Genomic DNA, 26019 nt, shown 5'->3' with positions numbered 1-26019 from the left:
GACGTGGCGACCGTCGGCAGTGCCGGCATCGAACCGACCGAACCCGGCATCGGGCACGGTCTGCTCGATGTGGCCAAGAATCGCTTCCTCCTGCAGCTGCTGGTGAAGAAGGAGCTGCGTGTCCGTTACCAGGCGTCGATGCTGGGGATCCTCTGGTCCTACGTGAAGCCGGCGGTCCAGTTCGTCGTCTTCTACCTCGCGCTGGGTGTCTTCCTCGAGCTGAACAAGGGCACCGAGGACTACGCGGTGTACCTCTTCTCCGGTGTCGTGGTGATCAACCTCTTCGGGGAGGCGTTCGGCAACGCGACGCGCTCGATCGTCGGCAACGGGGCGCTGGTCCGCAAGATCTATCTCCCACGCCAGCTCTTCCCGCTCGCGTCGCTGCAGGTCGCGTTCGTGCACTTCCTGCCGCAGCTCCTCGTCCTCGTCGTCGGGACTCTCGTCGCGGGTTGGAGACCCAACCTCGCCCAGCTGGCCGGCGGCGTCCTTGCGATCCTCATCGTGTGCATCCTGGCGTTCGGTCTCGGCCTGCTGTTCGGAGCCGTGAACGTCATGTTCCGCGACGCCGAGAACTTCGTGGACCTCATCATCATGGTCGCCACGTGGCTCTCGCCGGTCCTCTACACCTGGGACCGGGTGGCGAACGCGCTCTCCGACGTCCCGTGGCTCTTCACGCTCTACCAGCTGAACCCCCTGACGGCGGCAGTGGAGCTGTTCCACTGGTGCTTCTGGTACCCGGCGACCTCAGGCAGCTCCGAGCTGCCGCCCAACATGATCGCGTTCGGGTTCGCCGGTCTTGCCATCTCGTTGTTGATCCTCGCCCTCGGAGACCTCGTCTTCCGTCGGCTCGAGGGCCGATTCGCACAGGAGCTCTGATGACGTCCAGCATCGAGATCGCCGGGGTCGGCAAGGACTTCCGGCTGAACCACAGCCGTTCTCTCAAGGACATGGTCGTGTCGAAGGTCCGCAAGAAGGACCGCCACGAGACCTTCCAGGCGCTCGACGATGTCTCGGTCCAGGTCCAGCAGGGGGAGAGCGTCGCCCTGCTGGGACTCAACGGGTCCGGGAAGTCGACCCTCCTGAAGCTCATCTCCGGTGTCATGCGGCCCGACCGTGGCTCGATCCGCGTCCGGGGACGGCTCGCGGGCCTCATCGAGGTCGGCGCCGGGTTCCACCCGGACCTGACGGGCCGGGAGAACGTCTTCCTCAACGGCGCGATCCTCGGCATGGACGAGGCGACGATCCGACGGCGTTTCGACGAGATCGTCGCGTTCTCCGAGATCGAGAAGTTCATCGACACCGAGGTGAAGTTCTACTCCTCGGGGATGTTCCTGCGGCTGGCCTTCTCCGTGTGCGTCTACACAGAGCCCGAGGTGTTCCTCGTCGACGAGATCCTCGCCGTCGGCGACGAGCCCTTCCAGCAGAAGTGCCTCGCACGGATCCGTGAGATCCAGGACGAGGGCCGCACGCTCGTCATCGTCAGCCACGACCTGGACATGGTGCAGAAGATCTGCGAGCGCGGGGTCGTGCTCGAGAGAGGCACCGTCGTGTACGACGGCGAGTCCGCGGGTGCCGTGCAGCAGCTCCGGCGCTGATCTCGTCGGCTGCCCGTACTGACGAAGAGGCCCCGGCGTCCGTCCCCGCGAGGGGAGCGGCCACCGGGGCCTTCGCACGCCACCTGTGCGTCAGTCACCGGCCGCGTAGAGGCGCGCCCAGCTCTCCCGGCTCGTGAGCTGCGGCAGGGCCCCACGCCACGCGTCACGCGCAGCTGGCCCCTGGCGGCGCAGGCGCCACAGGGCCGCACCGGCCTCTCGGGAGAGCTGGCGTGCGGCCTTCTGGTCGTAGGTCCGCACGCGGAACGCGTCCTGCGAGGCGTCGGTGACGACGACCTGGCGGAAGAGCGCGGTGTGCCACCACTGCGAGTCGCCGGCGGTGATGTTCGCGGTACCGCGCGTGTGTCCCAGCGCCTGGAAGGCGAGTCGCTTCGCCAGGACCAGGGACGGAAGGCTCGGAGTTCCCTCGAGCTTCACGGTCGGCACGGCGTCGAGACCCGCGTCGGCGAGGTCCTCCGGCGTGCGGCGGATCGTGTCGGGGTACTCCTTGCGCAGGGCGAGGACGTCCTTCAGTGCCTGCTCGCCCCCGTCGGCGAGGACCGAGGGTCCGGCGAGGAAGTCGTCGATGGCCTTGATGAGCGTCGCCGTCATCCCGTACTGGTGCCCGGCGATGTACCGCGCGAACTGCTTGGCGAGCGTCTTGGTGACGTCCGCGGGCACGGCGTCCGAGTGCAGCGCAGCCGTGATGAGCGAGTTGCGGTGCGAGAAGTACCGGGACCAGTCGTCCCAGTCCTTGAGCGAGAAGTCCGCGTGCCAGACGCCGGCGCCGGGGAGAGTCGTCGTCGGGATCCCGTGCTGTCGCGCGCGCACGCCGTACTCGATGTCGTCCCACTGGAAGAACATCGGCAGAGGGAAGCCGATCTCCTGCACGACCTCGGCGGGGATCAGGCACGACCACCACGCGTTGTATCCGGCGTCCATCCACTTGCGAGGCAGACGCTGGAGCAGGTTGACGTCGTGCGACTTCTCGTCGACGGGCAGCCCGGCGCGCAGGTGCGCGAGATTGACGGTCTCGGCGTTGGTGTGGAGGCGGGTCGGGTGATACAGGTAGAGCATCTGGCCGCCGACGATCATCGGCCGGATCGCGTGGTTCGCGAACGCGGTCATGCGCAGGACGGTCTCGGGCTCGAGCACGATGTCGTCGTCCATGAAGAGGACGTTCGCGTGCTCCTCCGACTTCTTGCCGGTGATCTCGAACAGCCCGCGGGTGAACCCGCCAGCGCCTCCCAGGTTGCGCTGCTCGATGACCTGCAGCCGGTCGCCGAACCGCGCCCTGACCTCCTCGAAGCCGGGCTGGTCCGTGACGCGTGAGGTGCCCTGGTCCACGACGTACACGGTCTCCACGACGGCGAGCACCTCGGGGTCGCGGGAGAGGGAGTCGAGCGTCGCCAGGCAGTCGGCGGGCCGGTTGTACGTGCAGATGACGACCGAGGTCGGACGGTCCTGCGCGGGCGAGCCTGCGGTCACACGCACGTCGGCGAGGGTGAGAGCGTCGTCACCGGCCTGCGCCTCGATCCAGAGGTAGCCCCCGTCGAGGTACTTGTCGAGCGCGACGTCGAAGACGAGCTCCGTCGGGGTGTCGAACGCCACCTCGCGTACCTCCACCGGCCGGGAGGTCGGCGCCGTTCCGTTGGCCACCACAGAGACGAGACCACTTCCGGTGACGGTCAGCGAGATGCGCAGCGACCGAGCCGTCGTCCACCGCTGGAGGTAGGCCGCGGGGACGCGACCGAAGTACGTCTCCGTCGTGAGACGGGCGTGGGCGGGCAGCGTGGCGCTCGTCCTCGACAGCTCCGCGTCGCCGTGCGCCGTCTTGACGTAGAGCCCCACGGCCGCGTCGGTGGCGGGACCGAAGTGGACCCGCTGGATCGTATTCCCATGCGCCTCCTGCGGCGAGCTCGTGGACGAGTTCGACGTCGTGGCAGAAGGTGATGTCATCGGCATTCTCCGGGTGTTCGTGGTGGCGTGGCGCGGCACGTTCGCGGAGCGAAGGCCATCGGAACGGGCATTCTCCGCGACCGCGAGGTGATCGGGACAGGGTGCACCGAGTCAGGTCAGGACGAGACGACCTCGGTCGAGGCTAGCGCCGAAGGCACGTCGGTCGCACGTTCGCGGTGTCCTGTGCGCCGCGCTCGGCGTGCGAGGACGATGCTCTGGGCGACCACGACGAGCGCTCCGAGACCGACAAGGGCCCAGCCGCTGCGGACGGCCGGGACGGCGAAGTCGAGGGTGACCTCGCTCGAGCCCGCCGGGACCTCGACGGTGACGAGGCCGGCGTCGGTCGAGCCGACCTCGACCGGCCGTCCGTCGACCTCCGCCGTGTAGCCGGGCCAGGCCAGTCGCGCGAACGTCAGGGTGCCGTCGCCGTCGACGTCCACGACCTCGCGGTAGTCCGTCGCGTCGGAGGAGACGACGCGAAGACCCTCGGAGGTCCCCGAGACGCGACCCGGCAGCTCGAGCGGGTCGATGCGGGTCCACACCTCGCGGACGTCGTCCGACTCGGCGACGCGCCAACCGTCGGGCGGTCCGTCGAGGATCTCGTCCTCGAACGTCGAGCGCTGCAGCACGAGGGTCTCGAGGCGCAGGGAGTCGGCGAGGTTCCCGGACGTGCCGTCGACGTCCTCCCAGAGGCGCTCGAAGGACTCCTCGCAGACGTTGCCCTTGTAGTCCATGCACAGCGCGTCGCTGAACGCCTTGAAGCCGATGCCCGTGTACCGGACGACGCTCTCGTGCCCGCTGACGACGTGCAGGTTGCCGAACATGATGCGCGCGGACTCGACGGCGTCCTTGCCTGCCGACCCCTGCTGTGCGAGCTGGAGGTAGGTCCCCTCGTACTCGTCGGCCGCGGCGCGGATGGTCGCGACGGATGTCGGGGGATAGATCGCGTTGTCGATCGCGCCCGGGAAGACGGAGGTCTGGAAGAACGTCACGACGACGGTGCCGGCGACGAGGACCCCTGCGAACAGGCGGTCCCCGTGGCGGCGGTACACCCAGAGCGCCCCTCCGACGAGTCCGGCGACCATGACCAGGCTCAGGACGTGGCGGAACGCCTGGTTCGGCGTGACGGAGAACGCGATGTACGTCCCGAAGAGGATGATCGCGCCCGTGAGGATGGCGCGCAGACGCACCTTCTCGCGCGCCAGGCCCAGCGTCAGTGCGAGGGCGAAGATCCCGAGCAGGCCCAGGTAGGTGTACTCGATCACCCGGATCGGCCAGCGGAAGAGCCAGAAGTTCGACGGGCCGAGCGTCATCGCGGCGTAGACACCGGTGAAGACCACGACGCTCAGGGACCCCTTGAGGGAGCGTGCGAGAGCGTGCCACCGGATCCACGGCAGCAGCGGCAGGAAGAACCACGCGAGGTAGATCGACGGCAACGACTCGAGGAGGGCGCCGCCCCAGTTCGTCACCGACGGGAGGTAGGACGGAGTGCTCGCGCCCGAGAGGTCTCCCAGGTCCGGGACCATGAACGTGTCGTTGCTGATCATCGCGAGCTCTTGCCGGAGCGTCACCTCCTGCGTCCCGAGGAGCGGGCCGAAGACGAGCCACGCGCACAGGCCGACGGCGGCGCCGGTGATGACGAGGTGGACAAGCTCGCGCACACGGCGAGCGACGGCGAGCTCGACCGCGAGCGCACCCAGGACGACGATCAGGCCGAGCGCCGCGTACGGGTTGCCGGACGTCATCGTGAGGAAGCCGAAGACGAAGGTGAGCCACGGACCACCGCCGTGCCGCGCCTGTCGGTGAGCGGCCCACCAGAAGAAGGTGACCCACACGAGCGCCGTCAGTCCTGCCGGCCAGCCCGCCGCCTCGTAGAAGAGCGTGAAGCCTGTCACCGGCATGGCCGTCGCCATGGCGAACGCGGGCCACGAGCCCGCGCCGTAGGACCGGAACAGCAGGTACGCCCCCACGGAGAGGAGCGCCAGGAGCTGGATCATCACGAACGCTGCGGCGTGCGACAGGTCGTCGAAGTACGAGACGACCACGTAGTCGATCAGGGAGACCGGGTTCCACTGGTTGTAAGCGGCCTCGGCGGCGTAGTTGCCGCCCATCCATCCGGAGGGCTCCATCTGCGGCCAGGTCCCGCTGCGCAGCTGCTGGCCGAAGTGGTGCCAGAGCGGGACGAACGACTCAGGCGCGTCACCCACGTAGTAGAAGAGGGTGCCGCGCCACGCGGCGACGAGCCCGAGCACGACGGTCACGACTGGCGTGAGGGCGGCCGGCAGCCACCGGAACCGGACGGTCCGGGCAGAGGACTTTGAACGCATGGACGAGTGATTCCCCTAATATCGGCGGTCCGGCGCAGGGCGACCTGCTGCTGTGCGGGCGCTCGATGGTATCGCGGGCGTCCGGGCGGGCGTGACCGCCGTCGGGCGGCCGCTAGCATGGCACGGTTCGGGCGGCACCAGGTCGCCCCCCGCCGGGAGAGGAAGAGGATGGCAGACCGCCGACCGCGGCTCAGCTTGATCGTGCCGGCCTACAACGAGCAGGAGAGCGCCGGCGAGATCGTCGACTTCTACCGTGAGATCGCGCGGGAGCACCCGGCCCTCGAGATCGAGCTCGTGCTCGTGGATGACGGCTCGGAGGACGGGACCGCCGACGCGCTGCGATCGTTCCTCACCGACGACGACCGGGCGGTCGTCGTGAGGCTCTCGCGCAACTTCGGTTCCCACGCGGCGATCACGGCTGGTCTGGTGGCCTGCACGGGCGACGCCGCCCTCACGCTGAGCGCCGACCGGCAGGAGCCGTTGTCCGCCGTGACGAGCTTCGTCGAGGAGTGGCAGGGCGGGGCCGACGTCGTCTGGGGGCTGAGATCCGTGCGCGCGACGCGCAAGGGCGCCTCGGAGACCTTCGCGACCACGTTCTCACGTGTCTTCAACCGTGCGTCAACCGTGCCGACGTATCCCCAGGAGGGTCCCTCGCAGATCCTTGTGACGCGCCAGGTGATCGACGTCCTGGAGCAGATGCCGGAGAACAACCGCAACGTCCTCGCGATGATCGCGTGGTCGGGCTTCGAGCAGCGACGGGTCTTCTTCGAGCAGCTTCCTCGGCCGCACGGTGTCAGCAAGTGGACGTCGACGAAGAAGATCAAGCTCGTCGTCGATTCGTTCGTCGAGTTCTCCTCCGCCCCGATCCGTTGGGTCACGCTCGCCGGGATGGCGCTCGGTGCGCTCGGCGGGCTCCTGCTGCTGGTGGCGCTGGTGCTCGCGTTCATCCCCACGGCCCCGTCCGGGACCACGCTGGTGGCCGGGTTGGTCCTGCTTGTGGGCGGCGTCAACCTCTTCGGTCTCGGCGTCGTAGGGGAGTACGTCTGGCGTGCAGGTGACGATGCTCGGCGTCGTCCTGTGTACGTCGCCCGCAGCACGTGGCGGACGAACCCGGTCACCGAGGCCGTGCAGGCCTCTCAGGACAGCGAGGTGTGAAGGTTCCAGCCGGTCCCCACGGTCGTGCCGGGGTCGACGACGCCGCCGGGCCGCAGGGGGTACCGCAGGAGGGTCCCGGAGCCGGCCCGGGGATCGCGGGCGTAGAGCGCGGAACCGGTCCCGCCTGACGCGCCCACGATCATGTCGAACGGCGCCCAGCCCCGGTTGATCACCTGCGCACCCGCGATGGTCCCGTCGCGCCGCGCCGGGTAGAGCACGAGCGCACCGTCCGAGCGGCGTCGACCGAGAAGGTCGGGTATGCCGTCGCCCGACACGTCGCCGGCACCGAGGATCGCGTCGAGCGTGTGCCAGCCGCTGTCGACGGTGCGGGGAGCGACCAGCCGACCCCCGCCCGCGCCCGCGTAGAACTGGATCGATCCGGTGGTCGCGTTGCGCCCGTACACGTCGGGCACACCGTCCCCGCTGACGTCGCCCGGCAGGACGATCTGGTCGACCGTGTGCCAGCCCGTCCCCACGGACTGGCGTGAACGGGCGACCCCCGACCGGTCGATCGCGTAGACCCACAGGACCCCTGTCGCTGCCTCCCTCGCGTAGAGGTCGGGGACGCCGTCGCCGGTGAGGTCCCCCGGCGAACCGATCCAGTCGTGCATCGCCCAGCCGGTCCCGACGACACGCGGTGGGGCGAAGCTGCCGTCGGCGCGCCCCGGGTAGAAGGACAGCGTCCCGCGGTTCCCGTCGCGTCCGAAGACGTCCGGCACGCCGTCGCCGGAGACGTCCTGCACGAGGCCCCCGGCCGTCTGCGTGGCGCGGGCCGTGCTCCACCAGGTGGAGCGGAGCCCGGTCGCGGTGCGGAACGCGTCGCCCGTGACCGTGACGGAGCCCGCCGACCCGTCGATGCGGAGCTGCCTGACACGGCCGCCCCACTCCCCGCGGGAGTCCCGGGAGAGCACGGTGAGCCGGAGCGGCTGGCCCACCGACGGATAGGCAGCCGCGACCCGTGACGCGGGGACGGCCGCGGTCCAGCTGTGCGACCCGTTGGGCACGACGCCGTCGTACGGGTCGGGCTGCGCGACGAGGTAGGGCTGGCTCCCTGCCGCCGTCCAGCCGCCGTTCGACGCGCTGAACTGAGTGAACACGTAGGAGAACGCGCCTCCCGTGATGAGCACCTGGTTGGCGGTCGCCACCACGGCCGCGGACGACGTCCCGGTCTCGTAGGAACGGACCAGGCGACCGTCCGCCGAGTAGACCGCGACGCCCTGGTACACCTGGCACGCGGTCGTGTCGCACGTGTGGGTCGAACCCGTGGCGAAGTGCCGCTGGTGCGAGGCGTAGGTCCGTGCGGCGACGGCCTGGGCCCGGAGTGCTGCCGCGGGCCAGGACGCGGGCATCTCCGCGGGGAGCACCGAGAGCACGTACTGCTCCATCCGGACCGCGTTGAACGTGGTCAGCCCGGACGTGCCCGAGGCGAACGCGCCGAGACCTCCCCGGTACTCGCGTCGCTGGAAGTCGGGCTGGACCAGCCGCACGCGCCCGGACGCCGCCACGAACGTTCCCGCGGTGCCCGGGACGATGCTGTAACGGCGCCAGACTGCGGCGCTCGTGTCGACGTAGTCGAGGAGGAGGGAGCTCGGTCCTCGGAAGAGTCTCCAGCTGAGGATCCTGCTCCCTGTCGCGGAGCTCGTGGGGAGCGGGAGCGTCCCGCCCTGCCAGCGGAGCGCGAGACCGGGGGCCGCGTCGACGGCCAGCTCGCCCGCCCGACCCGTCGAGAGCCGCACGGTGATGTCCGTGTCGGGCTGGCCGGTGATCGAGGTGCCCGGGTAGTAGAAGGCGAGGATCTGGTTCGTCGTCAGCCCTGAGACGGCCGCTCCGTACGCCCCCCACTGGGACAGGCCCCGGCCGTGCCCGTAGCCGTGCCCGACGAACGTGAACGTGCCCCCGGGCTCCACGGGGTAGGTCTCGTCCGCACCTGCCGGCGCTGGGAGCAGGACGAGGGTAACGGCGATCGCGAGAGCGGCGAGCGTGCCGCGGCGTCGAGCGTGCGAGCGGATCCGCATCTTCGCCTCCTGTCCGTGCCGGTGCGAGCGGCGGCGTTGCTAGACTGCGACGGACCTAGGAGGAACATGACACGGAACGTCGCACTCGGCCAGCCCACCGTCGGAGAGGAGGAGCTGGCTGCGGTAGCAGACGTCTTCGCGTCGGGCTGGCTCTCCGGAGCAGGGCCCGCCTGCGTCGCCCTCGAGAGCGAGTTCGCCGCCGTCGCCGGCGTGGACCACGTGCTCGCCACGTCCAACTGCGGCTCGGCCCTGCACCTGGCGCTCCTCTCGCTCGGCGCGGGACCGGGCGACGAGGTGATCGTCGGCGACTACACGTTCCCGGCGACCGGGCACTCGGTCATGTGGACCGGTGCTCGTCCGGTGTTCGCCGACGTGCGTCCCGACATCTGGTCGCTCGACCCCGCAGCGGTCGAGGCCGCGATCACCCCGCGGACCGTGGGCATCGTGGCGGTCGACGTCTTCGGTCAGCCGGCGGACTACGACGAGCTCCGCGCGATCGCCGACCGGCACGGCCTGTGGCTCCTCGAGGACGCCGCGTGTGCCGCGGGCGCGACGTACAAGGGACGGCCCGCGGGCAGCCTGGCGGACGCGGCGGCCTTCAGCTTCCACGGGCGCAAGGGCATCACAGCCGGGGAGGGCGGCGCGCTCGTGAGCGCCCGCAAGGAGGTCGTCGACCACGCGCGCAAGCTGCACACCTACGGCATCTCGCCGGCGATCGTGCGAGACGCCGCCGTCGAGCTGCCGGTGCCGAGCTTCGACGAGCTCGGGTACAACTACCGCCTCTCCGACGTGAGCGCCGCGATCATGCGCGTCCAGGTCAAGCGTCTGCCGACGCTGGTCGAGAACCGTGCGAAGGCGGCAGCCGGATATGCGCAGCTCCTGGGCGACCTCGAGCAGGTGACCCTTCCCGTCGAGCTCGAGGACCGTACTCACCCGTGGCAGTCGTACGTCCTCACGCTTGCGCCGGAGCTCGACCGCGGCGCCGTGGCGATCGCGCTGCGGTCCCGGGGGGTCGGTTGCAACTTCGGCACCTACGCGAGCCACGTCCAGCCGTTGTACGGTGACACGGAGCCCTGCCCGGTCTCGGCCGACCTCTTCGCCCGCCACGTCGCCATCCCGATGCACGCGAACCTGAGCCAGGACGACGTGGAGTACGTCGCCTCGGTGGTCCGGGACGTGACGTCCAGCGCGGCCGTCCGCCGCTGAGCACCCAGCCATTTCCGCAATCCCGAGGAGTACTTCCAGCATGCCTGAATCACGTACCGCGTTCGTCACGGGCGGCGCCGGCTTCATCGGCCTCCACGTCGTCCGACAGCTCCTGGAGAAGGGCTACTCGGTCCGGATCTTCGACAACATGTTCCGGGGCGACCGCGACGCGGTGGCGCAGCTCGCGTCCGAGGGCGCGGTGGAGCTCATCGACCAGGACATCCGGTACGGCGGCGCCGTGCACGCGGCGATGAAGGGGGCGACCCACGTCGTCCACCTGGCCGCCGTGTCGATCAACAAGAGCCAGGCGGACCCGTACGAGTCCATGGAGATCAACACGATCGGCGAGCACAACGTCTTCGCGGCCGCCGCCGACCACGGGGTGGAGCGGCTCGTCTTCGCATCCAGCGCCTCCGTGTACGGGGACCCGAAGAAGCTGCCGATGCACGAGGACGACGAGCTCTCGCCCCTCACTCCCTACTGCATCTCGAAGCGAACCGGTGAGGACCTGCTGGGCTACTACCAGCGTCGGAGCGGTCTCTCGTGGATCGCACTGCGGTTCTTCAACGTGTACGGCCCCGGCCAGAAGACGACCGCCTACTACACGTCGGTGATCAACCACTTCGTCAACCGGATCCGCAACGGCGAGCCGCCCGTCATCGACGGCAAGGGCGAGCAGTCTATGGACTTCATCCACGTCCACGACATCGCCCGCTCGGTGGTCCTCGCGATGGAGTCGGAGCAGGCCAACGTCCCGGTCAACGTGGGGACGGGCATCGACACGACGATCGCCGACCTCGCCCGCATCCTCATCGAGGCCGTCGGCGCCGACGTCGAGCCGATCTTCAACCCGCGCGACGTCCTCGTCAGCCGTCGTGCCGCCGACGTCGTGCGTGCCAAGGAGGTGCTCGGGTTCGAGCCGACCATCTCCGTCGAGGACGGCATGGCCGAGCTGATCCGCATGGGCGGCTGATGGCGCCGCGTCAGCCGGGCAGGCTGCCCGCGAACCCGTACCACGAGCTGGCATGGGTCGTGGGGGAGCCCTCGATCGGGGAAGGCACGTGGATCGGGGCGTTCACAGTCGTCGACGGCTCCGGCGGCCTGACGATCGGCGAGGGCTGCGACATCTCGTCAGGTGTCCAGATCTACACCCACTCGTCCGCCCGGCGCTGCGTCAGCGGGCGCCGGTACGACCAGGTCGACCGTGCTCCGGTCACCATCGGGGACCGGGTCTTCATCGGCGCCGGCGCCGTGGTCAACATGGGCGTGACGATCGGTGACGAGGCCGTGATCGGCGCCGGGGCCGTCGTGACCCGTGACGTCCCACCGCGCAGCGTCGTGGCCGGCGTACCCGCACGTGTCGTGGCGGACGTCGTCTTCGACCACGACGGCACGCCGACGTTCGGCAGCGTCGGCCCGTAGCCCGACCCTGCACGAGGAGGGCCCCGCAGGACGTCTCCTGCGGGGCCCTCCTCGCGCGTCGCCTCAGACGGTGGCGTGGACGGAGCTCGCCAGCGCCCGCGAGACGATGCGGTGGGACGGGAGGATGGAGGTGCGCTCCTCCTCGGCGTCGACGCGACCCTCGATGAGGTCGACGAAGCGGTTCAGCTGGGTCACGAGCGGCTCGGCGCCGATGATCTCCGGCACCTCCATCTCGGTCGCCTGGCGGAAGCCGGAGCCTCCACCGTCGCGGGCACCCTCGATCGTCGTGTGGCGGTAGGCAGTGACGCCACGACGCAGGAGGTCCACCTCGATCATGCGGTCGAGCTCCTGGATGACCAGGGAGCGGACCTTGCGCTGCCCGATCCGGCTCGCGGACACGGTGGCGATGCCACCGGAGTCGAACCGCATCGACGTCTCGATGACGTCCTCGGCCCCGGGTGCCGAGGCCGGGTTGTAGTGGCCCACCTCGACGGAGAGGCTCGCAGGATCGGCGTTGCCGAAGAACCGGCTGACGAGGTCGACGTCGTGGACGAGCAGGTCCCAGGCGACACCGGTCCGGATGCGCGGGGCGTACGGCGAGTGCCGTTCGGCCCGGATGAGGTACGGCTGCTCCACCATGGAGAGGGCGACCATGACGGCCGCGTTGTAGCGCTCGAGAAGGCCGCACATCACCGGAACGTCGGCACGGCGCGAGGCCTCGAGGATCTCCTCCGTCTGCTCCAACGACGGGCAGACCGGCTTCTCGATGAGCAGCGGTAGACCGGCCCCGATCACGTCCGTGGCGATCGTGTAGTGGTGCTCTGTCGAGGCGGCGACCACGACCGCATCGATGCCGTCGAGCGAGTCGAGGTCCGCGGCCCATCGCGCACCATGCCGATCGGCGACGGTACGTCCTGCGGCTTCGCTGGGATCGATCACGAGCGCGAGCTCCGCGGCCGGCGAGGCGGCGACCACGCGCGCGTGGTTCTGTCCCATCGAGCCGGCGCCGACGAGAGCGATGCGAGGAGATGCCATCAGGGCAGGACCTTCCGTTGTGTGGTGGCGACCGTCAGGGCGTGTACGGCGGCAGCGGGTCGTCCGTGACCTCACCGAGACACTGGGTAGAATCGGTGGGTCAGTTTGTCGTCGCCCCATCCTAGTCACGAGATCGTGGGCCGGGACGTCCGCCCCGAAGGCGGCGCGGGCGGACCCGCGAAACGCTGCGCCGCGCACCCGTGGCACCGCCGAGAAGGAGTCCTGTGGTCTCGGAACCAGCCCCCTCGTCCGTGCTCTCGACCGTCCGGGCCCACCGGACGGCAAGAGCGTCGCAGGAGGCGGGGTCTCCCTGCCCGGCGCTGCTGACGGAGAGGCGCTCGTGAGCGACGAGGGGGTCCGCGCCGTGTCGGAGCCCGTGTCGCCCGTCGAAGACCCCGTCGCACCGACAGGACCCCGCGGTCGCCGCGAGCTCGTGCTGAACATCGCCCGGTACCTCTTGCTCGCGGTGGTCGTGGTCGCAGCGCTCGCCTACCTCTGGGCGAACTGGGACGAGGTCGCTCCTCGGCTCAGCGAGATCTCGCCGTGGACCCTCGCGCTGTCGCTGGTGGCGGTCGTCGTCGGGATCGGGTGCGCGACCATGAGCTGGCAGGTGCTCGTCGACGACCTCGGCAAGCCGATCGGTGCAGGCCGCGGTGCGCAGGTGTTCCTCGTCGGCCAGCTCGGCAAGTATCTGCCCGGCTCGGTCTGGGCGTACGTTCTTCAGCTCGAGCTCGGACGCAAGGCCGGGCTGGCGCGTGCGCGGGTGTTCGCGGCGACGGTCTTCTCGATCGCGGTGGCGATCGTCGCTGCCCTACTCGCCGGCGCACTAGCGGTTCCCGAGATCGTCGAGGAACGTCCTGACCTCCGGTGGCTCTACTGGTTCTACCTCGCGCTCCCCGTCGCCCTCGTCTGCCTGCACCCGCGGATCCTCACCGCCGCGGCGCGGTTCGGCTTCCGGGTGCTGCGTCGCCCTCGCCCCGACCACCCGGTCTCGTACCGCACCGTCCTCACCTCGCTCGGTTGGGCACTCGCGTCCTACCTCAGCAACGGTGCACACCTGTGGCTGCTTGCGAGGAGCGGCGAGCCCGACCTGGGCGTCCGAGCCTGGCTCCTGTGCGCGGGCGCCATGGCGATCGCGATGCTCGCGGGGCTCGTGGCCTTCGTCCTCCCGTCCGGCGCGGGCGTCAGAGAGGTCGTCATCGTCGCGGCGATCGCGCCGCTGGTCGGTCTCCCGGCCGCTGTCGCCTATGCGACCGTATCGAGGCTCCTTTTCACCGTCGCCGACCTCGCGACGGCCGGTGGCGCCGCCCTGCTCGCGGTCTGGGCGAAGCGGCGGCTCGGTCACTACCACGGTGACCCGGGCATCGACTGAGGGTTGCTCCTACACTGGCCGAGGGTCGCGTCACCGAGGACGACGGCCCTTTCCGGTGGCGAGGGGGCGTGGTGATGTTCGCAGCTCGATGGCGACGATCGGCTTTTCCGGCAGTGCTTGCACTCGCCGTGACGACGGGTGTCGCGACGGCGCCGACAGCGATGGGCGAGCCCTCGCCATCGGTGCCAACGGTTCTCGCACCGCCTGCGGTCGTCCCGTCGGCCGAAGGTCTCGCCCATCCGGACGTGCCTGCCCAGGAGCCCGACACGGGGATCGAGGAGCTCCCGCTCGATGCCGAGCAGTCCGTCCCTCGTGAGCGCGCGGGTGACGTGCCGGACGAGCTGAGCGACGCCGCGGTGCTCTCGGACACGCCGCTCCTCGCCGCCGTCGAGAGCAAGAGGGTCGACGTCGACGGTGCGGACCTGGTCGGTGTGACCTGGGACGGCGCCGGTCCGGAACGGCTCGAGCTGCGCTCTCTGTCGACCGCGGGTCGATGGAGCGACTGGACGGTCCTCGACGTCGAGCCGGACGAGGACGGTGAGGGCGGAGGATCCGACCCGTGGTGGACCGGTGGCAGCGCGTCGATCGAGGTGCGCGCCTGGCGGGACGGCCTGCCGGTGGCCGACGAGCTCACCCTCGCCGCGATCAGCACCGCGGTCACCTCGACCGACCAGGAGCTCGCGGCGCTCGCGCCGAGCGCCGGCGTGGTGTCCGGAGGGCGGGGGAGCGCTGCTGGATCCCCGGCGCCCTCGTCGCTCGCGATGGCCCCGGCCCCTGCCATGCCCACCGTCATCACGCGTGCGCAGTGGGGTGCGGACCCCGCTCTGATGACCTGGACTCCTCGGTACGCGAACTCGACGCTCGCTGCCGTCCTCCATCACACCGCCGGGTCCAACACCTACACCCCGGCGCAGTCACCTGGGATCGTCCGGGGGATCTACGCCTACCACGCCGTCTCTCGCGGGTGGGGCGACATCGGGTACAACGTGCTAGTCGACCAGTACGGACAGATCTTCGAAGGTCGGGCGGGCGCTCTCTCGCTCCCCACGACCGCAGCCCACGCCGGTGGCTTCAACACTGGGACCTTCGGTGTGTCGATGATGGGGGAGTACACGTCGGTGGCTCCCTCCGCCGCGATGCGTGAGTCCGTGGCGCGAATCATCGCCTGGAAGCTCGGCGGCTCCTACCACTTCAACGCCTGGGAGATCGAGCGGTACCAGACCCCGGGCCACTCGACGTCGAAGTTCTCGCCGGGGCAGGTCGTGCAGATCTACCGGATCCTCGCGCACCGGGACGTCGCGTACACGTCGTGCCCGGGTAACGCGGGGTACGCCATCCTCCCGTGGCTGAGGAACCGGGTGACGCAGCTGACATCTGCGGCGAAGACGCCGATCTGGAGCAACTGGAACAGGCTCGGTGGCTTCGGAAGCTCGTGGGGTGCGGTTCACCAGCTCGAGACCGACGTGCCGGGCGGCTCGGCCGCGTACTTCTCGGCGGGGTACACGGTGACGTACGAACCATCGGTCGGGGTGCACCAGATCACGCCTCGCATCCGCCCGGGCTGGCTCGCCGGAGGCGGGCTCGGCGCCGCAGGGTTCCCGACGACCTTCGAGTTCGCCGTCGGGGACGGCAGGGGGCGCGCCCAGGAGTTCCGAGGCGCCGGGTCGGTGATCTACAGCCCGACCACCGGGTCGCGCTGGATCTCGGGCGCACTGCGCAGCGAGTGGTGGCGCACCGGTGGAGCCACCGGCTCGCTGGGTTACCCCACGCGATCCCAAGGACCGGTCGGCGACGGCCGAGGGCTCTTCCTGGAGTTTGAGAAGACGGGTTCGATCGTCTGGACCCCGACGACCGGGGCCAGGACGATCTCTGGCCCGATCCGGAGCTACTGGTGGAGCCGTGGCGGCGCGACCGGCGGGCTGGGATACCCGATCACCGCTCAGGTCGCGACGAACGACCGCCGAGGCACCGAGATCGACTTCGAGAAGAAGGTGACGGTCGTCTGGAGCCAGGCGACCGGCGCACACTCGATCTGGACCACGATCCGCGACAAGTGGCGTCAGGCAGGCGGTGCAGCGGCCGTCGGAATGCCCGACGCCGAGCCGGTGAACTTCAGGACCCGGGCGGGAGGATACAGCTCCTTCTCGACCGGCTCGCTGATCGTCTGGAGCCAGAGCACCGGTGCCCGGCTGATGCCCCAGGCGTTCAAGGACGCCTGGCGAGCCCGGAACGCCGAGCGCGGCTATCTTGGCCTGCCGGTCTCCGACCCTCAGGTCTCCGGGAGCACGACCACGCAGCGGTTCGAGGGCGGGACCTTGGTCCTCTCCGGAGGAGTGGTCACCGGCTAGCCTCGCGATCCGCAAGGCCGGCCGTCGACGGGTCGTAGACTCTGCGTCGGGCATCGCCGGACGGCATGCCGACGCGGAGGAAGGTGTCGTTCGTGCCGCACGTCGTGGTCGTGGGAAGTGGGATCGTCGGGCTGGCGTCCGCTCGGGCGCTGGCCGAGCGAGGGCTCGACGTCACGGTTGTCGAGAAGGAGGACCGTCTCGCCGCGCACCAGACCGGGCGCAACTCTGGAGTGATCCACTCCGGGCTGTACTACAAGCCGGGGAGCCACAAGGCGCTGATGAGCCGCGCCGGCGTCCGGTCGATGACCGACTACGCGGCGAGCCGGGGCATCGCCCACGAGATCTGCGGCAAGCTCGTCGTCGCGACGCGCGAGGCCGAGGTGCCCGCTCTGCGCGCGCTCGCCGAGCGTGCCGAGCAGAACGGCGTTCCGAGCCGGCTGGTCTCCGCGGCTGAGGCGCTCGAGCACGAACCCCACGTCAAGGCTGTCGAGGCGTTGCGCGTCGACTCCACCGGCATCATCGATTATCCCGGCGTGTGCGGGGCACTCGCGGAGGACATCGTCGGCCGCGGTGGAGAGATCCTGCTCGAGACCGCCTTCGAGGCGGCCCGCACCACCACCGACGGCGTCGAGGTGCGGACGTCCCAGGGCACGATCTCCGCGGACTGGCTCGTCAACTGCGCGGGTCTCTACTCCGACGTGGTCGCGAAGCGCTCAGGACTAGTCCCGGAGGCGCGCATCATCCCGTTCCGCGGCGAGTACTTCGAGCTCGTGCCTGGGAGGGAGAGCCTGGTCAACGGTCTCATCTACCCCGTTCCCGACGCGTCCCTGCCGTTCCTCGGGGTGCACCTGACGAAGATGATCAACGGTTCGGTGCACGCCGGGCCGAACGCCGTCTTCGCATTCTCGCGCGAGGGCTATCGCTGGGCGGATGTCGACGTGCGTGAGACTGTCGACGCCCTCATGTGGCCAGGCCTGTGGCGGCTCGCCCTCCGGTTCGGCGCGACCGGCGCGGGGGAGGTCGTCCGCTCCGCGTCGCGGCGTGTGTTCGCCCGTTCGCTCGCTCGGCTGGTCCCCGAGATCGGGATCGACGACATCGTTCCCTCGCCTGCAGGGGTCCGGGCGCAGGCGCTCCGGCGTGACGGCACGATGGTGGACGACTTCCTCATCCAACGTGCCGAGAACCAGGTTCACGTGCTCAATGCGCCGTCCCCTGCCGCGACGTGTGCCCTCGAGATCGCCGACCACGTCGCGCGACAGGTGACGCTCGCTGCGTCCTGATGGCTCGTCCGTCAGTCGGCTGTGGGAGGCTCCCAGATGATCGGGAGCGCCGTGTGATCCGTGATCCCCTCACTCGCCACGAGTTGGCGGAACCATCCCGGGTCGGCTCCGCGCGTCGACACCACGGACTCCGAGACCAGGACGACCGATCCGGCGTCGGCCCACGTCGCGAGCGTGCGCAGCAGGGTTGCCGCGGTACCCTCCGTGGCGCGCACGTCCTTCGGCGCTGCAAGCAGGACCCGGCCGCCTCGGGACGGCCGGACGAGCTCGGCGTGGGTGTGCGACCCGTCCCCCGTGCGGATCGCGACGCGGTCCTCCTCGATCTGGGGCGTCCAGCCCAGCCGGTCGCCGTACGTCATGACCGCCGACGCCGCGTCGATCGCCCCGGGCGGGAGGTCGCCGTCGAAGCGCCGCGCGAGCGCGGGGAGTGCGACGGCGACGAGCTCGGCACCGGCTCCGGTCCACGCGGCCGGCCGCGTCGTCACGACGACGTCCGGGCGGTCCGCGCCGACCGCCGGCGCGTCCCCCGGCACGGTCGATTCCACGAGCACGGCGGTCGCGCCCACGCGCCATACAGCCAACGCCCAGACGACCGTGCGCCAATGCACCGGGAGGTCGAAAACGACGCGGGTTCCCGGCCCGGCGTCGAATTCCTCGACGAGCAGGTTCGTCGTCTTGTTGACCCAGTTCTCGAGCACGGCGCCGGACAGCTCGACCCGCTCGCCGTCGTCGCCGTACCACGTGAGGCGGGGCCGTCCCGGGTCTCGCGTGATGAGACGCAGCAGGTCAGCGACATGGGACGGACGGTTGCCGCGGGCGTCGACGTCGGAGGCCCCGGCATGGGGAGTGGTCACCATGGACACCACCCTAGAGGTGGTGATAGCGCTACCCGACATGTCGGGAATTCACCCCGCGTCTTCGCGGCGCTATCACATTTCGGCTTGACGTCCGCGGATGACACGCGTGTAATTTCTTCAATGCAGTTTCCTGCGGCGTTCTCGTCAGGGGATCTCGCGAACGGCATGAAGGGGCGCACGATGTGGAACATCCTGGACGGCACGGGAGGGGTCTTTCCCTCCGACACTGAACGAGAGGTGGAGCGCGTGGCACCGGTGCTGCCGCTCTTCGGCGAGCCGGTCGACGACTCGCTCATGGGATGGCAGGAGCGGGCGCTCTGCGCCCAGACGGACCCGGAGGCGTTCTTCCCGGAGAAGGGCGGCTCCACGCGCGAGGCGAAGAAGGTCTGCACGGGCTGCGAGGTTCGCGCGGAGTGCCTCGAGTACGCGCTGGAGAACGACGAGCGGTTCGGCATCTGGGGCGGGCTTTCCGAGCGGGAGCGCCGCAAGCTCAAGCGCCGCGTCGTCTGACCTTCCTCCTCGCACGACACGCCCCGCCACACCGGGCGCGCAAATGCCGGGTCCTGCGCGGTCGCCGTCGCATGATCGACGGGACATGACTTCCTCCGACCTGACCACGTCAGCGCGCACGGCCCGGCCCGGCGACCTCACGCCCGCCGCGGCGGCGCGTGCCGCATCGGTGCCCGGCGTCGCCCCGGCACCCGGCGTCGTCGCGGCGGTCACGGGGGCGCTGCCCGTCGTGACGACCGTGACCGCCGTCGTCGTCACACGCGGGAGCACGCCGTTCCTCGCGCACACGCTGGCCGCGGTGCGCGCCCAGACCATGAGCCCGCACGCCGTCGTGGTCGTCGACGCGGCGACCGGCGACGCCACGAGCGAGCACCGCGGTCTCCAGCTCGGGGACGCGCGCTTCGTCGTCGCACCCCGCGCGCGCTCGTTCGGCGAGGCGGTCGACGCCGCCCTCGCGAGCGTCGACCCCGGGACGTGGCTGTGGCTCCTGCACGACGACTCCGCACCGGCACCCGACGCGCTCGCCGAGCTCCTGCGCGCCGTCGAGCACTCGAACGCGGTCGCCGTCGCGGGTCCCAAGCAGGAGCGCTGGGACCCGGGCGTGGGAGCCGAGCCCGCCGCGCCGTTCGAGCCGGGCACGTCGAGCCGCCTCGTCGAGGTCGGCGTCACGACGACGCCCCTCGGGCGGCGCATGACGGGCATCGACGACGACGAGATCGACCAGGGCCAGCACGACGCGCGGGACGACGTCCTCGCGGTCGGGCTCGCGGGTGCGCTGGTGCGGCGCGCGGTGTGGCAGGAGCTGGGCGGGACGGACCCGCAGCTCGGCCCGTTCGGGGACGGGCTGGACCTGTGCCGGCGCGCCCGCCTCGCCGGGCACCGGGTGATCGTCGTGCCGTCGGCGGTCGTGCGGCACGCGCAGGCCTCCCTCCTGGGCCTGCGCGACCGCCGTCGTGGCTCGAGCGGGATCCCGCCTGCCGATCCGGACAGCTCGTACGTCGCGCGCCGCCGCTCGCAGCTCCACGCGCGGCTCGTCGGCGTCGCGCTCCCGTGGCTCCCCGTCGTCGCGCTCGCCATGGTGGTCGGTGCGCCGTTCCACGCGATGTACCGCCTGCTGGTCAAGCAGCCGGGGCATGCGCGCGACGAGCTCCTCGCGCCGCTCTGGGCGCTCGCACGCGTGGGCGCCGTCGCGCGTGCCCGCCGGTCGGCGCGCCGCACCAGGCGCCTCCCGCGCCGGACGCTGCGCCCGCTGCGCGGCACGTGGCGCGAGGTGCTGGCCGAGCGTCGGGACCGCCGTCTGGCACGTGCCGAGCGGCGCCGGACGGCCTGGGCGCCGACGGACATCGAGCGACGCGAGCTGCGCGCGCTCGCGCTGCGCCGCCGGGCCGGGCTCGCGGCGGCGGTCGTCGCGCTCGCGGCGTTCACCGGCGTCGTCTTCGGCCCGCTCGTCGGGGCACTGCTCGCGGGGGGCCGGCTCGTGGGTGGGACCCTCCTCCCGGCGACCGGCTCGCTCGGCGACGTGTGGCGGGCCGCGACGACCGGCTGGGTGTCGACCGACCTGGGCGCGCCCGCGCCCGCGGACCCGTTCGTCCTCGCCCTCGTGCCCGCCTCGCTCCTCGCGGGCGGGGCGACCCAGACGGCCGTGAACGTGCTCGTCCCGGCGTGCTTCGTCGCCGCGGGGCTCGGCGCGTGGTTCGCCGCGGGGGCCCTCACGCGCTCGGTCCCGGCGCGCGCGTGGGCGACGCTCGTCTGGGCCGCGGCGCCCGTCCTGCTCAGCGCGGTGAGCGCAGGACGGGTCGGTGCCGTGCTCGTGCACGCGACGCTGCCGTGGCTCGCGCTCGCCGTCGTCCGGGCGCTCGGGCTGCAGCGCGTCGACGCCGTCGCGCCGCCCACGCCCGACGCCGCCCCGAGGCCGGTCCGCCCCGAGCCCGGCTCGCTCGCGGCGGCCGCGGCCGCGGGACTGCTCCTCGCGGTCGCCGTCGCCGGTGCGCCGGTGCTGCTGCCGGTCGTCGTCCTCGCGCTGGGGGTCGTCGCGCTCGGGGTCCGCGCGCACCGGCGCTACCTCGTCCTGGTCCCGGTGCCGGCCGTGGTCCTCTTCGCGCCGTTCCTCGTGCACGTGGCGCGCACGTGGTCCGACGGCGGCTGGCGGCTCCTCCTGGCGGACCCGGGTGCGGCGGTGGCGTCGTCCCCCGCCGACCCGTGGCAGCAGCTCCTCGGCCTGCCCGTCGACCCGGGCGCGTGGTTCGGGCTCGACGGCGCAGGGTGGCTCGACCTCGTCGCGCGCTGGGCACCGTTCGTCGCCGGCGCGGTCGTCGTGCTGCTCGCCGTGCTCGCGGTGCTGAGAGGGCGCCGTCTCGCGGCCGGCGCCTGGTTCGTCGCGGCCCTGGGCCTGGCGGCAGCCCTCCTCGCCGGCTCGACGACGGTCGCCACCGGGTCGACCGCGGATGCACCGGTCACGGGCTGGCCTGGCGCCGGCCTGTCGGTCGTGCTCCTCGCGCTCCTGGGAGCGGCGCTCGTCGGCCTGCCGCGGTTGCCGGGCCGTGAGGCCCCGGCCTGGCGCACCGGGGGCGTCGTCGCGCTCGCGGTCGTCGTCACGCTCCTGCCGCTCGGCGCGGCGGCGTCCTGGACCGCCGAGGTCCTCGACCGCCACGGGGCGCAGGTCGGTGCGGTGCGCGCCACCACCGGGTCGGTCGTCCCGCCGGTCGGGCGCCAGATGCAGGCGTCCCCGCGCCAGGCCCGGGTCCTGAGTCTCGAGCTCGGTCCCGACGGCGTCGTGGAGTACGCGGCGCTGCGCTCCGACGGGCAGCAAGCGGTCGACTCCTCGGTCGTGGTGCACGGGTGGCAGGCGCAGGACCCCGGGGCGACGGAGGGGGACCTGCCGCGGCTCGTCGCGGAGCTGACCTCCGGCTCGGCACCCGACGTGGCCGCCGGTCTCGGGCGGGTCGGTGTCGGCGCGGTGCTCCTGCCCGCCACGACCGACGCCGACCAGGCGCGTGCGGAGCTCGTCGCGCGGCTCGACACGGTCCCGGGTCTCGAGCGCATGACGGAGGGCCAGGACGGCGTGATCTGGCGGGTCGCACCGGACGGTGCCGAGCCCGCCTACGCACGTGTCGAGCCCGACGGCGTCTCGCAGGGCGGTCCGACCGCCGGCGCGCAGTCGCTCGACGCGGACCGGGAGGCGCTGCGCCCGGTGGACACCGAGGTGGCGCCGGGCGGCGACGAGCGTGTCGTGGTGCTCGCGGAGAACGCGTCGTCGGCGTGGCGCGCGACGCTCGACGGCCGCGCGCTCGACGCCGCCGACCCCGCGACGACCGGGGGCCTGCAGGCTTTCGAGCTGGGCGCCGACGGCGGCCGGCTCGAGGTGTTCCACGCGGTCGACCACCGCTCGGGATGGATGACGGTCGCAGGGGTGACCCTGCTCGTGTACGTGCTGCTCGCGGTGCCGGTCCGGCGCCGACGGGCGGGGACGAGGTAGTCGGTGACGGAGAACGACCAGAGCAGGGCCGGCCAGGGGCCGGCAGGCGGGGCCGCAGCGCCGCCGCCCCGGACCGGCCGGGCACGGGCGGTCCTGCGCCGCGTGACGACGACGGGTGCGGGCCTGCTCGGCATCGTCGCGGTCGGGGCGGTGACGGCCTTCGCGACGGCAGGCACCGACCTCCTCCCCGAGCCCGCTGTCGCCGACCCGGTCGAGCGCGTCACCGTCGCCCCGGCGCAGGAGGTGTCGGTCTGCCCGGGCCCCGCACGCCTCACCGACCCCGAGACCGTCGGCGACGCCCAGTTCGGGCCCGCCCCGGTGGGCACCTCGAGCGGGCTGCGCGCGGCCGTCGGGGGCGACGGCGCCGGGGTGCTCGGCTCGCTGGACGGCGGCGATCCGCACGAGCTCGACCCGCCGGCAGCCGGTGGCCTCGCGCTGACGACGGTCGACGACCCGACGGCGGGTGCGGTCCTCACCGTGCAGCCGGGCGGCGGCGACGCGTCACGGGTCGCGGCGTCCGTCGGGTCGGTGACGACCGCGGGCGACCTCCGGGGTCTCGCCGCGGCGAGCTGCGGACGGCCGGGCATCGACCAGTGGCTGGTGGGCGGGAGCACCCAGATCGGCAGCAGCTCCCAGCTCGTCCTGCAGAACCCGGGGCTGACCCCAGCCACGGTGCAGGTCACGGTCTGGGGTCAGGGTGGGGAGGCGGTCCTCTCGGGCGGCGGCCAGCAGCTCGTCGGGCCGGGCGAGGAGGTCGTGACCCTCGTCGAGGCGGCGGCGCCGGAGCAGCGGCGGATGGTGGTCCACGTGGCGGCCTCAGGTGGCCTCGTCTCCGCGTACCTCCAGCACTCGACGCTCGACGGGCTCGTGCCGCTCGGGGTCGACCACGTGGTGCCGGGCGCGGCGCCCGCGCAGGACGTCGCGCTCGCAGGGATCGAGAGCGTGGGGGAGGCGGTCGACGACCCGCACGCGCCGCAGCTCCGGCTCCTCGCGCCCGGCGAGGTCGCCGGGACCGCCCACGTGACCGTGCACGGCGAGGAGGGACCGGTGCCGCTGCGTGGCGTCGAGGACGTCGCGCTCACCCCGGGGGTCGTCACCGACGTCTCGCTCGGCGGGCTCCCCGCCGGCCGGTACGCGGTGGTGGTGCACGCCGACGTCCCCGTGGTCGCGGGCGCGTCGTTCGACCGGCGCGGTGAGCCCGACCCCGACCTGCTGCACGAGGAACGCCAGTACGACCGCGCATGGCTCGCGGCCCAGCCGATCGTGGCTACCGACGCCGACACGGAGACGGACGCGGACGGCCCACGGCGCGCCGGGCAGGTCGCCCTGGTCCCGGGGACGTCGTCGAGCCTGACGTTCGCCGCCGTGCCGACGGCGGGCGGCGACGGGGAGGGCGCTGGCGCGGCGGACGGTGAGCTCGAGCTCGAGGTCCGGGTCTACGACGAGGACGGCGCGTCGCTCGGCGAGGAGACGGTCGCCGTCGCGACGGCAAGCACCCTGACGTTCGACCCGTCGACGGTGCGTGCCGAGGGGTCCGACGCACGACCCGCCGCGGTGACCGTCGACGTCATCGGCTCGCCGGACGGCGTGTTGCCGGTGTGGTCCGTCACCGCGAGCGCGGGAGCGCCGAGCGGGGACGAGGGCGACGAGGTCCCGAGCCTCGTCTCGGTGCTGCTGCCCGTGACCGACGCTCCGGCGCCGCACGAGGTCGCGGTGCGGGCCTCCGGCACCGCGGGGCTCGGCGACTGACTACCGGCGATCCGGCCCCGGGTCGGAGGCGGTCAGCGGTCGCCCGAGTAGCGGGGGTCGATCTCCTCCGGCGAGCGCGCCAGGAGGTGCGCCACCTGCTCCACGACGACGTCGCGCACGAGGTCCTCGAGGTCCTCCGCGTCGAATGCGCGGGCCTCGACCGGCCGCCGGTACACGACGACCCGCGCGGGCTGTCCGGACTCGGCCGGGAAGCAGCGCCCCAGCGGGACCGTGCCCGCCTCCCACGGGGCCGGGTCGGACGGTGGCACGTCCTCGACCGCGAACTCCGTGCCACGCAGCTGCCTGGCCCACGACCGCTCGACGCGTTCGATGACGTCCACGACGACGTCGTCGAACTTCTCCGCCCGCGTGCGGCTCGCGGGGGCCGACGGCGGCAGGAGCGGACCGCGGATGCCGCGGCCCCGCCGGTCGCGCCGGCGCGGCACGGGTCCCTGCGCGCCCGGACCGGGGGCGCGGGCGGGGATGACGAGGTCGTCGAACGACGTCGTCGGCTCGACCGGGGCCGGGCGGCGCGACGAGCGGTCGCGCGACCGGCGACCCTTGCCGGCCGGCTCGGGTCGTGAACCGGGGAACGGAGGGAAGCCACGCACACGACGACTCTAGACGCACGGACCGCGGGCGCCCCCTCAGCAGCCGTCGCCCTCCTCGCGCAGGTGGACGGCGTGTGGCGTCCTCAGGAGGTGTCCAGAAGGCGTAGGGTCGCCCCGTGAGATCCGTCAGGCAGTGCTCGCGCACGGCGTGCGTCCGTGCCGCCGTCGCGACCCTCACCTACGTCTACGCCGACTCGACGGCGGTCCTGGGCCCGCTCGCGCACCTCGCGGAGCCGCACAGCTACGACCTGTGCGCCGAGCACGCCGAGCGGCTCACCGCACCGCGCGGCTGGGAGGTCGTGCGCCTGTCGCCGCAGTTCGTCGAGACCGGCCCGAGCGACGACGACCTGTCGGCGCTCGCGGACGCCGTGCGCGAGGCGGGCAAGGTCCGTACGGAGCCCGAGCCGCCGGACGTCACCGAGGTGGGCCGACGCGGCCACCTGCGCGTGCTGCGCGCCGAGGGCGACTAGCGGTCACTCGCGCAGCCGGCGGACGAACGCGTCGACGTCGTCGGCTCGTGGGAGCCGACCGGCGTCGAGGGCCTCGCGCAACGACGGGGCGGCGGCGTCCCTGGCCGAGAACGACGGCGTGAGCGGGCTCCCGTCCGCGCCGACCGTCGGCCAGGCGACGGCGAGCTCGGGATCCGTCGGGTCTATGCCGTGCTCCCGTTGGGGCGCGTACCCGCTCGAGCACAGGTAGATCACGGTGGAACCGTCCGCGAGCGCCATGAACCCGTGCCCCAGGCCCTCGGAGAGGAACACGGCACGCCGGTCGTCGGCGTCGAGCAGGACGGCGTCCCAGGCGCCGAAGGTGGGCGAGCCGACCCTGAGGTCGACCACCACGTCGAGCACCGAGCCCGCGACGCACGTCACGTACTTCGCCTGGCCAGGGGGGACGTCCGCGTAGTGGATCCCGCGGACCACACCGGCACGCGAGACCGAGGCGTTCGCCTGGACCAGGTCGAGGTCTCGCCCGGACGCCGCGCGCAGCGACTGCGCGGTGAACCACTCGAGGAAGACGCCACGGTCGTCGGTGTGCTGCCGGGGCGTGAGCTCCCAGGCACCGGGCACGCTCAGCTCTCGGACGTTCATGCTGCTCCTCGGTAG

At 72.0% G+C, this 26019-nt stretch carries 20 protein-coding genes; 13 read left to right on the top strand and 7 right to left on the bottom strand.

The annotated features are described in order from the left end of the window. Nucleotides 1-3 precede the first annotated feature (3 nt). Both ACMXGY_RS15300 and ACMXGY_RS15295 read left to right on the top strand, forming a co-directional pair. The gene (locus ACMXGY_RS15300) at nucleotides 4-876 is read left to right on the top strand and encodes an ABC transporter permease (RefSeq protein ID WP_483773836.1); all 873 of its coding nucleotides are present in this window, start codon (nucleotides 4-6) and stop codon (nucleotides 874-876) included. Further along, complete coding sequence (locus ACMXGY_RS15295; protein WP_483773835.1) at nucleotides 876-1595, top strand: ABC transporter ATP-binding protein; 720 nt, start codon at nucleotides 876-878, stop codon at nucleotides 1593-1595. Before ACMXGY_RS15300 ends, ACMXGY_RS15295 begins: the two co-directional genes overlap by 1 nt. A gap of 90 nt (nucleotides 1596-1685) precedes the next feature. Here ACMXGY_RS15295 and ACMXGY_RS15290 read toward each other — a convergent pair whose 3' ends face one another. Then, nucleotides 1686-3551 (bottom strand): glycosyltransferase, encoded by a 1866-nt coding sequence (locus tag ACMXGY_RS15290; protein ID WP_483773834.1) that lies wholly within the window; start codon nucleotides 3549-3551, stop codon nucleotides 1686-1688. 116 nt (nucleotides 3552-3667) lie between these two features. Further along, entirely contained in the window at nucleotides 3668-5878 is a 2211-nt protein-coding gene (locus ACMXGY_RS15285; RefSeq protein WP_483773833.1) for a glycosyltransferase family protein, read from the bottom strand. 168 nt (nucleotides 5879-6046) lie between these two features. Here ACMXGY_RS15285 and ACMXGY_RS15280 point away from each other — a divergent pair, with 168 nt between their 5' ends. Continuing rightward, a complete protein-coding gene (locus tag ACMXGY_RS15280) occupies nucleotides 6047-7033 on the top strand; it encodes a glycosyltransferase family 2 protein (protein WP_483773832.1) in 987 nt (328 codons plus the stop codon). On the opposite strand, the gene ACMXGY_RS15275 is transcribed toward ACMXGY_RS15280, so the two are convergent. Next, nucleotides 7015-9048: a SpoIID/LytB domain-containing protein gene (locus ACMXGY_RS15275; RefSeq protein WP_483773831.1), complete on the bottom strand. Its 2034-nt coding sequence runs from the start codon at nucleotides 9046-9048 to the stop codon at nucleotides 7015-7017. The genes ACMXGY_RS15280 and ACMXGY_RS15275 overlap by 19 nt on opposite strands. A gap of 66 nt (nucleotides 9049-9114) precedes the next feature. On the opposite strand from ACMXGY_RS15275, the gene ACMXGY_RS15270 reads away from it, so the two are divergent. From ACMXGY_RS15270 to ACMXGY_RS15260, 3 genes are read left to right on the top strand one after another with little or no spacing between them, the layout of a single operon-like run. After that, nucleotides 9115-10254, top strand: a complete 1140-nt coding sequence (locus ACMXGY_RS15270; RefSeq protein WP_483773830.1) for a DegT/DnrJ/EryC1/StrS family aminotransferase — start codon at nucleotides 9115-9117, stop codon at nucleotides 10252-10254. Nucleotides 10255-10294: 40 nt separating this feature from the next. Then, nucleotides 10295-11227: an NAD-dependent epimerase/dehydratase family protein gene (locus ACMXGY_RS15265; protein ID WP_483773829.1), complete on the top strand. Its 933-nt coding sequence runs from the start codon at nucleotides 10295-10297 to the stop codon at nucleotides 11225-11227. Beyond that, entirely contained in the window at nucleotides 11227-11676 is a 450-nt protein-coding gene (locus ACMXGY_RS15260; RefSeq protein WP_483773828.1) for an acyltransferase, read from the top strand. Before ACMXGY_RS15265 ends, ACMXGY_RS15260 begins: the two co-directional genes overlap by 1 nt. A 63-nt stretch (nucleotides 11677-11739) precedes the next feature. Here the strand turns inward: ACMXGY_RS15260 and ACMXGY_RS15255 are convergent, their stop codons facing one another. After that, a complete protein-coding gene (locus tag ACMXGY_RS15255) occupies nucleotides 11740-12711 on the bottom strand; it encodes a Gfo/Idh/MocA family protein (protein ID WP_483773827.1) in 972 nt (323 codons plus the stop codon). A 340-nt stretch (nucleotides 12712-13051) separates the two neighbouring features. Between ACMXGY_RS15255 and ACMXGY_RS15250 the strand changes: the two genes are divergently transcribed. The 3 genes from ACMXGY_RS15250 to lhgO all read left to right on the top strand — a co-directional run bounded on the left by ACMXGY_RS15250 (nucleotide 13052) and on the right by lhgO (nucleotide 17711). Next, a complete protein-coding gene (locus tag ACMXGY_RS15250; protein WP_483773826.1) occupies nucleotides 13052-14083 on the top strand; it encodes a lysylphosphatidylglycerol synthase transmembrane domain-containing protein in 1032 nt (343 codons plus the stop codon). A gap of 245 nt (nucleotides 14084-14328) precedes the next feature. Further along, a complete protein-coding gene (locus ACMXGY_RS15245; protein ID WP_483773825.1) occupies nucleotides 14329-16431 on the top strand; it encodes an N-acetylmuramoyl-L-alanine amidase in 2103 nt (700 codons plus the stop codon). A gap of 92 nt (nucleotides 16432-16523) precedes the next feature. Next, nucleotides 16524-17711 carry an L-2-hydroxyglutarate oxidase gene (lhgO, locus tag ACMXGY_RS15240; RefSeq protein ID WP_483773824.1) on the top strand — a complete coding sequence of 396 codons (1188 nt, stop codon included), beginning with the start codon at nucleotides 16524-16526 and terminating at the stop codon, nucleotides 17709-17711. An 11-nt stretch (nucleotides 17712-17722) separates the two neighbouring features. On the opposite strand, the gene ACMXGY_RS15235 is transcribed toward lhgO, so the two are convergent. Continuing rightward, complete coding sequence (locus tag ACMXGY_RS15235; RefSeq protein WP_483773823.1) at nucleotides 17723-18568, bottom strand: TIGR03089 family protein; 846 nt, start codon at nucleotides 18566-18568, stop codon at nucleotides 17723-17725. A gap of 180 nt (nucleotides 18569-18748) precedes the next feature. Here ACMXGY_RS15235 and ACMXGY_RS15230 point away from each other — a divergent pair, with 180 nt between their 5' ends. The 3 genes from ACMXGY_RS15230 (at nucleotide 18749) to ACMXGY_RS15220 (ending at nucleotide 24302) form a co-directional block, all read left to right on the top strand. Beyond that, nucleotides 18749-19078, top strand: coding sequence for a WhiB family transcriptional regulator (locus ACMXGY_RS15230; protein ID WP_483776878.1), 330 nt, complete (start codon nucleotides 18749-18751; stop codon nucleotides 19076-19078). An 85-nt stretch (nucleotides 19079-19163) separates the two neighbouring features. After that, entirely contained in the window at nucleotides 19164-22553 is a 3390-nt protein-coding gene (locus ACMXGY_RS15225) for a glycosyltransferase (RefSeq protein WP_483773822.1), read from the top strand. 3 nt (nucleotides 22554-22556) lie between these two features. Further along, nucleotides 22557-24302: a DUF5719 family protein gene (locus tag ACMXGY_RS15220; RefSeq protein ID WP_483773821.1), complete on the top strand. Its 1746-nt coding sequence runs from the start codon at nucleotides 22557-22559 to the stop codon at nucleotides 24300-24302. A gap of 32 nt (nucleotides 24303-24334) precedes the next feature. Here ACMXGY_RS15220 and ACMXGY_RS15215 read toward each other — a convergent pair whose 3' ends face one another. Beyond that, complete coding sequence (locus ACMXGY_RS15215; RefSeq protein WP_483773820.1) at nucleotides 24335-24913, bottom strand: metallopeptidase family protein; 579 nt, start codon at nucleotides 24911-24913, stop codon at nucleotides 24335-24337. A gap of 116 nt (nucleotides 24914-25029) precedes the next feature. Here ACMXGY_RS15215 and ACMXGY_RS15210 point away from each other — a divergent pair, with 116 nt between their 5' ends. Next, a complete protein-coding gene (locus ACMXGY_RS15210; protein WP_047232115.1) occupies nucleotides 25030-25383 on the top strand; it encodes a DUF3499 domain-containing protein in 354 nt (117 codons plus the stop codon). 3 nt (nucleotides 25384-25386) lie between these two features. On the opposite strand, the gene ACMXGY_RS15205 is transcribed toward ACMXGY_RS15210, so the two are convergent. Further along, nucleotides 25387-26004 (bottom strand): dTDP-4-dehydrorhamnose 3,5-epimerase family protein, encoded by a 618-nt coding sequence (locus ACMXGY_RS15205; protein WP_483773819.1) that lies wholly within the window; start codon nucleotides 26002-26004, stop codon nucleotides 25387-25389. Between the last annotated feature and the right edge of the window lie 15 nt (nucleotides 26005-26019).

This window comes from Cellulosimicrobium sp. G4 BAM 1002, from assembly GCF_057126935.1.
Note: the sequence above shows the minus strand (reverse complement) of the source record. Positions and strands in the feature narration are given on the sequence as shown.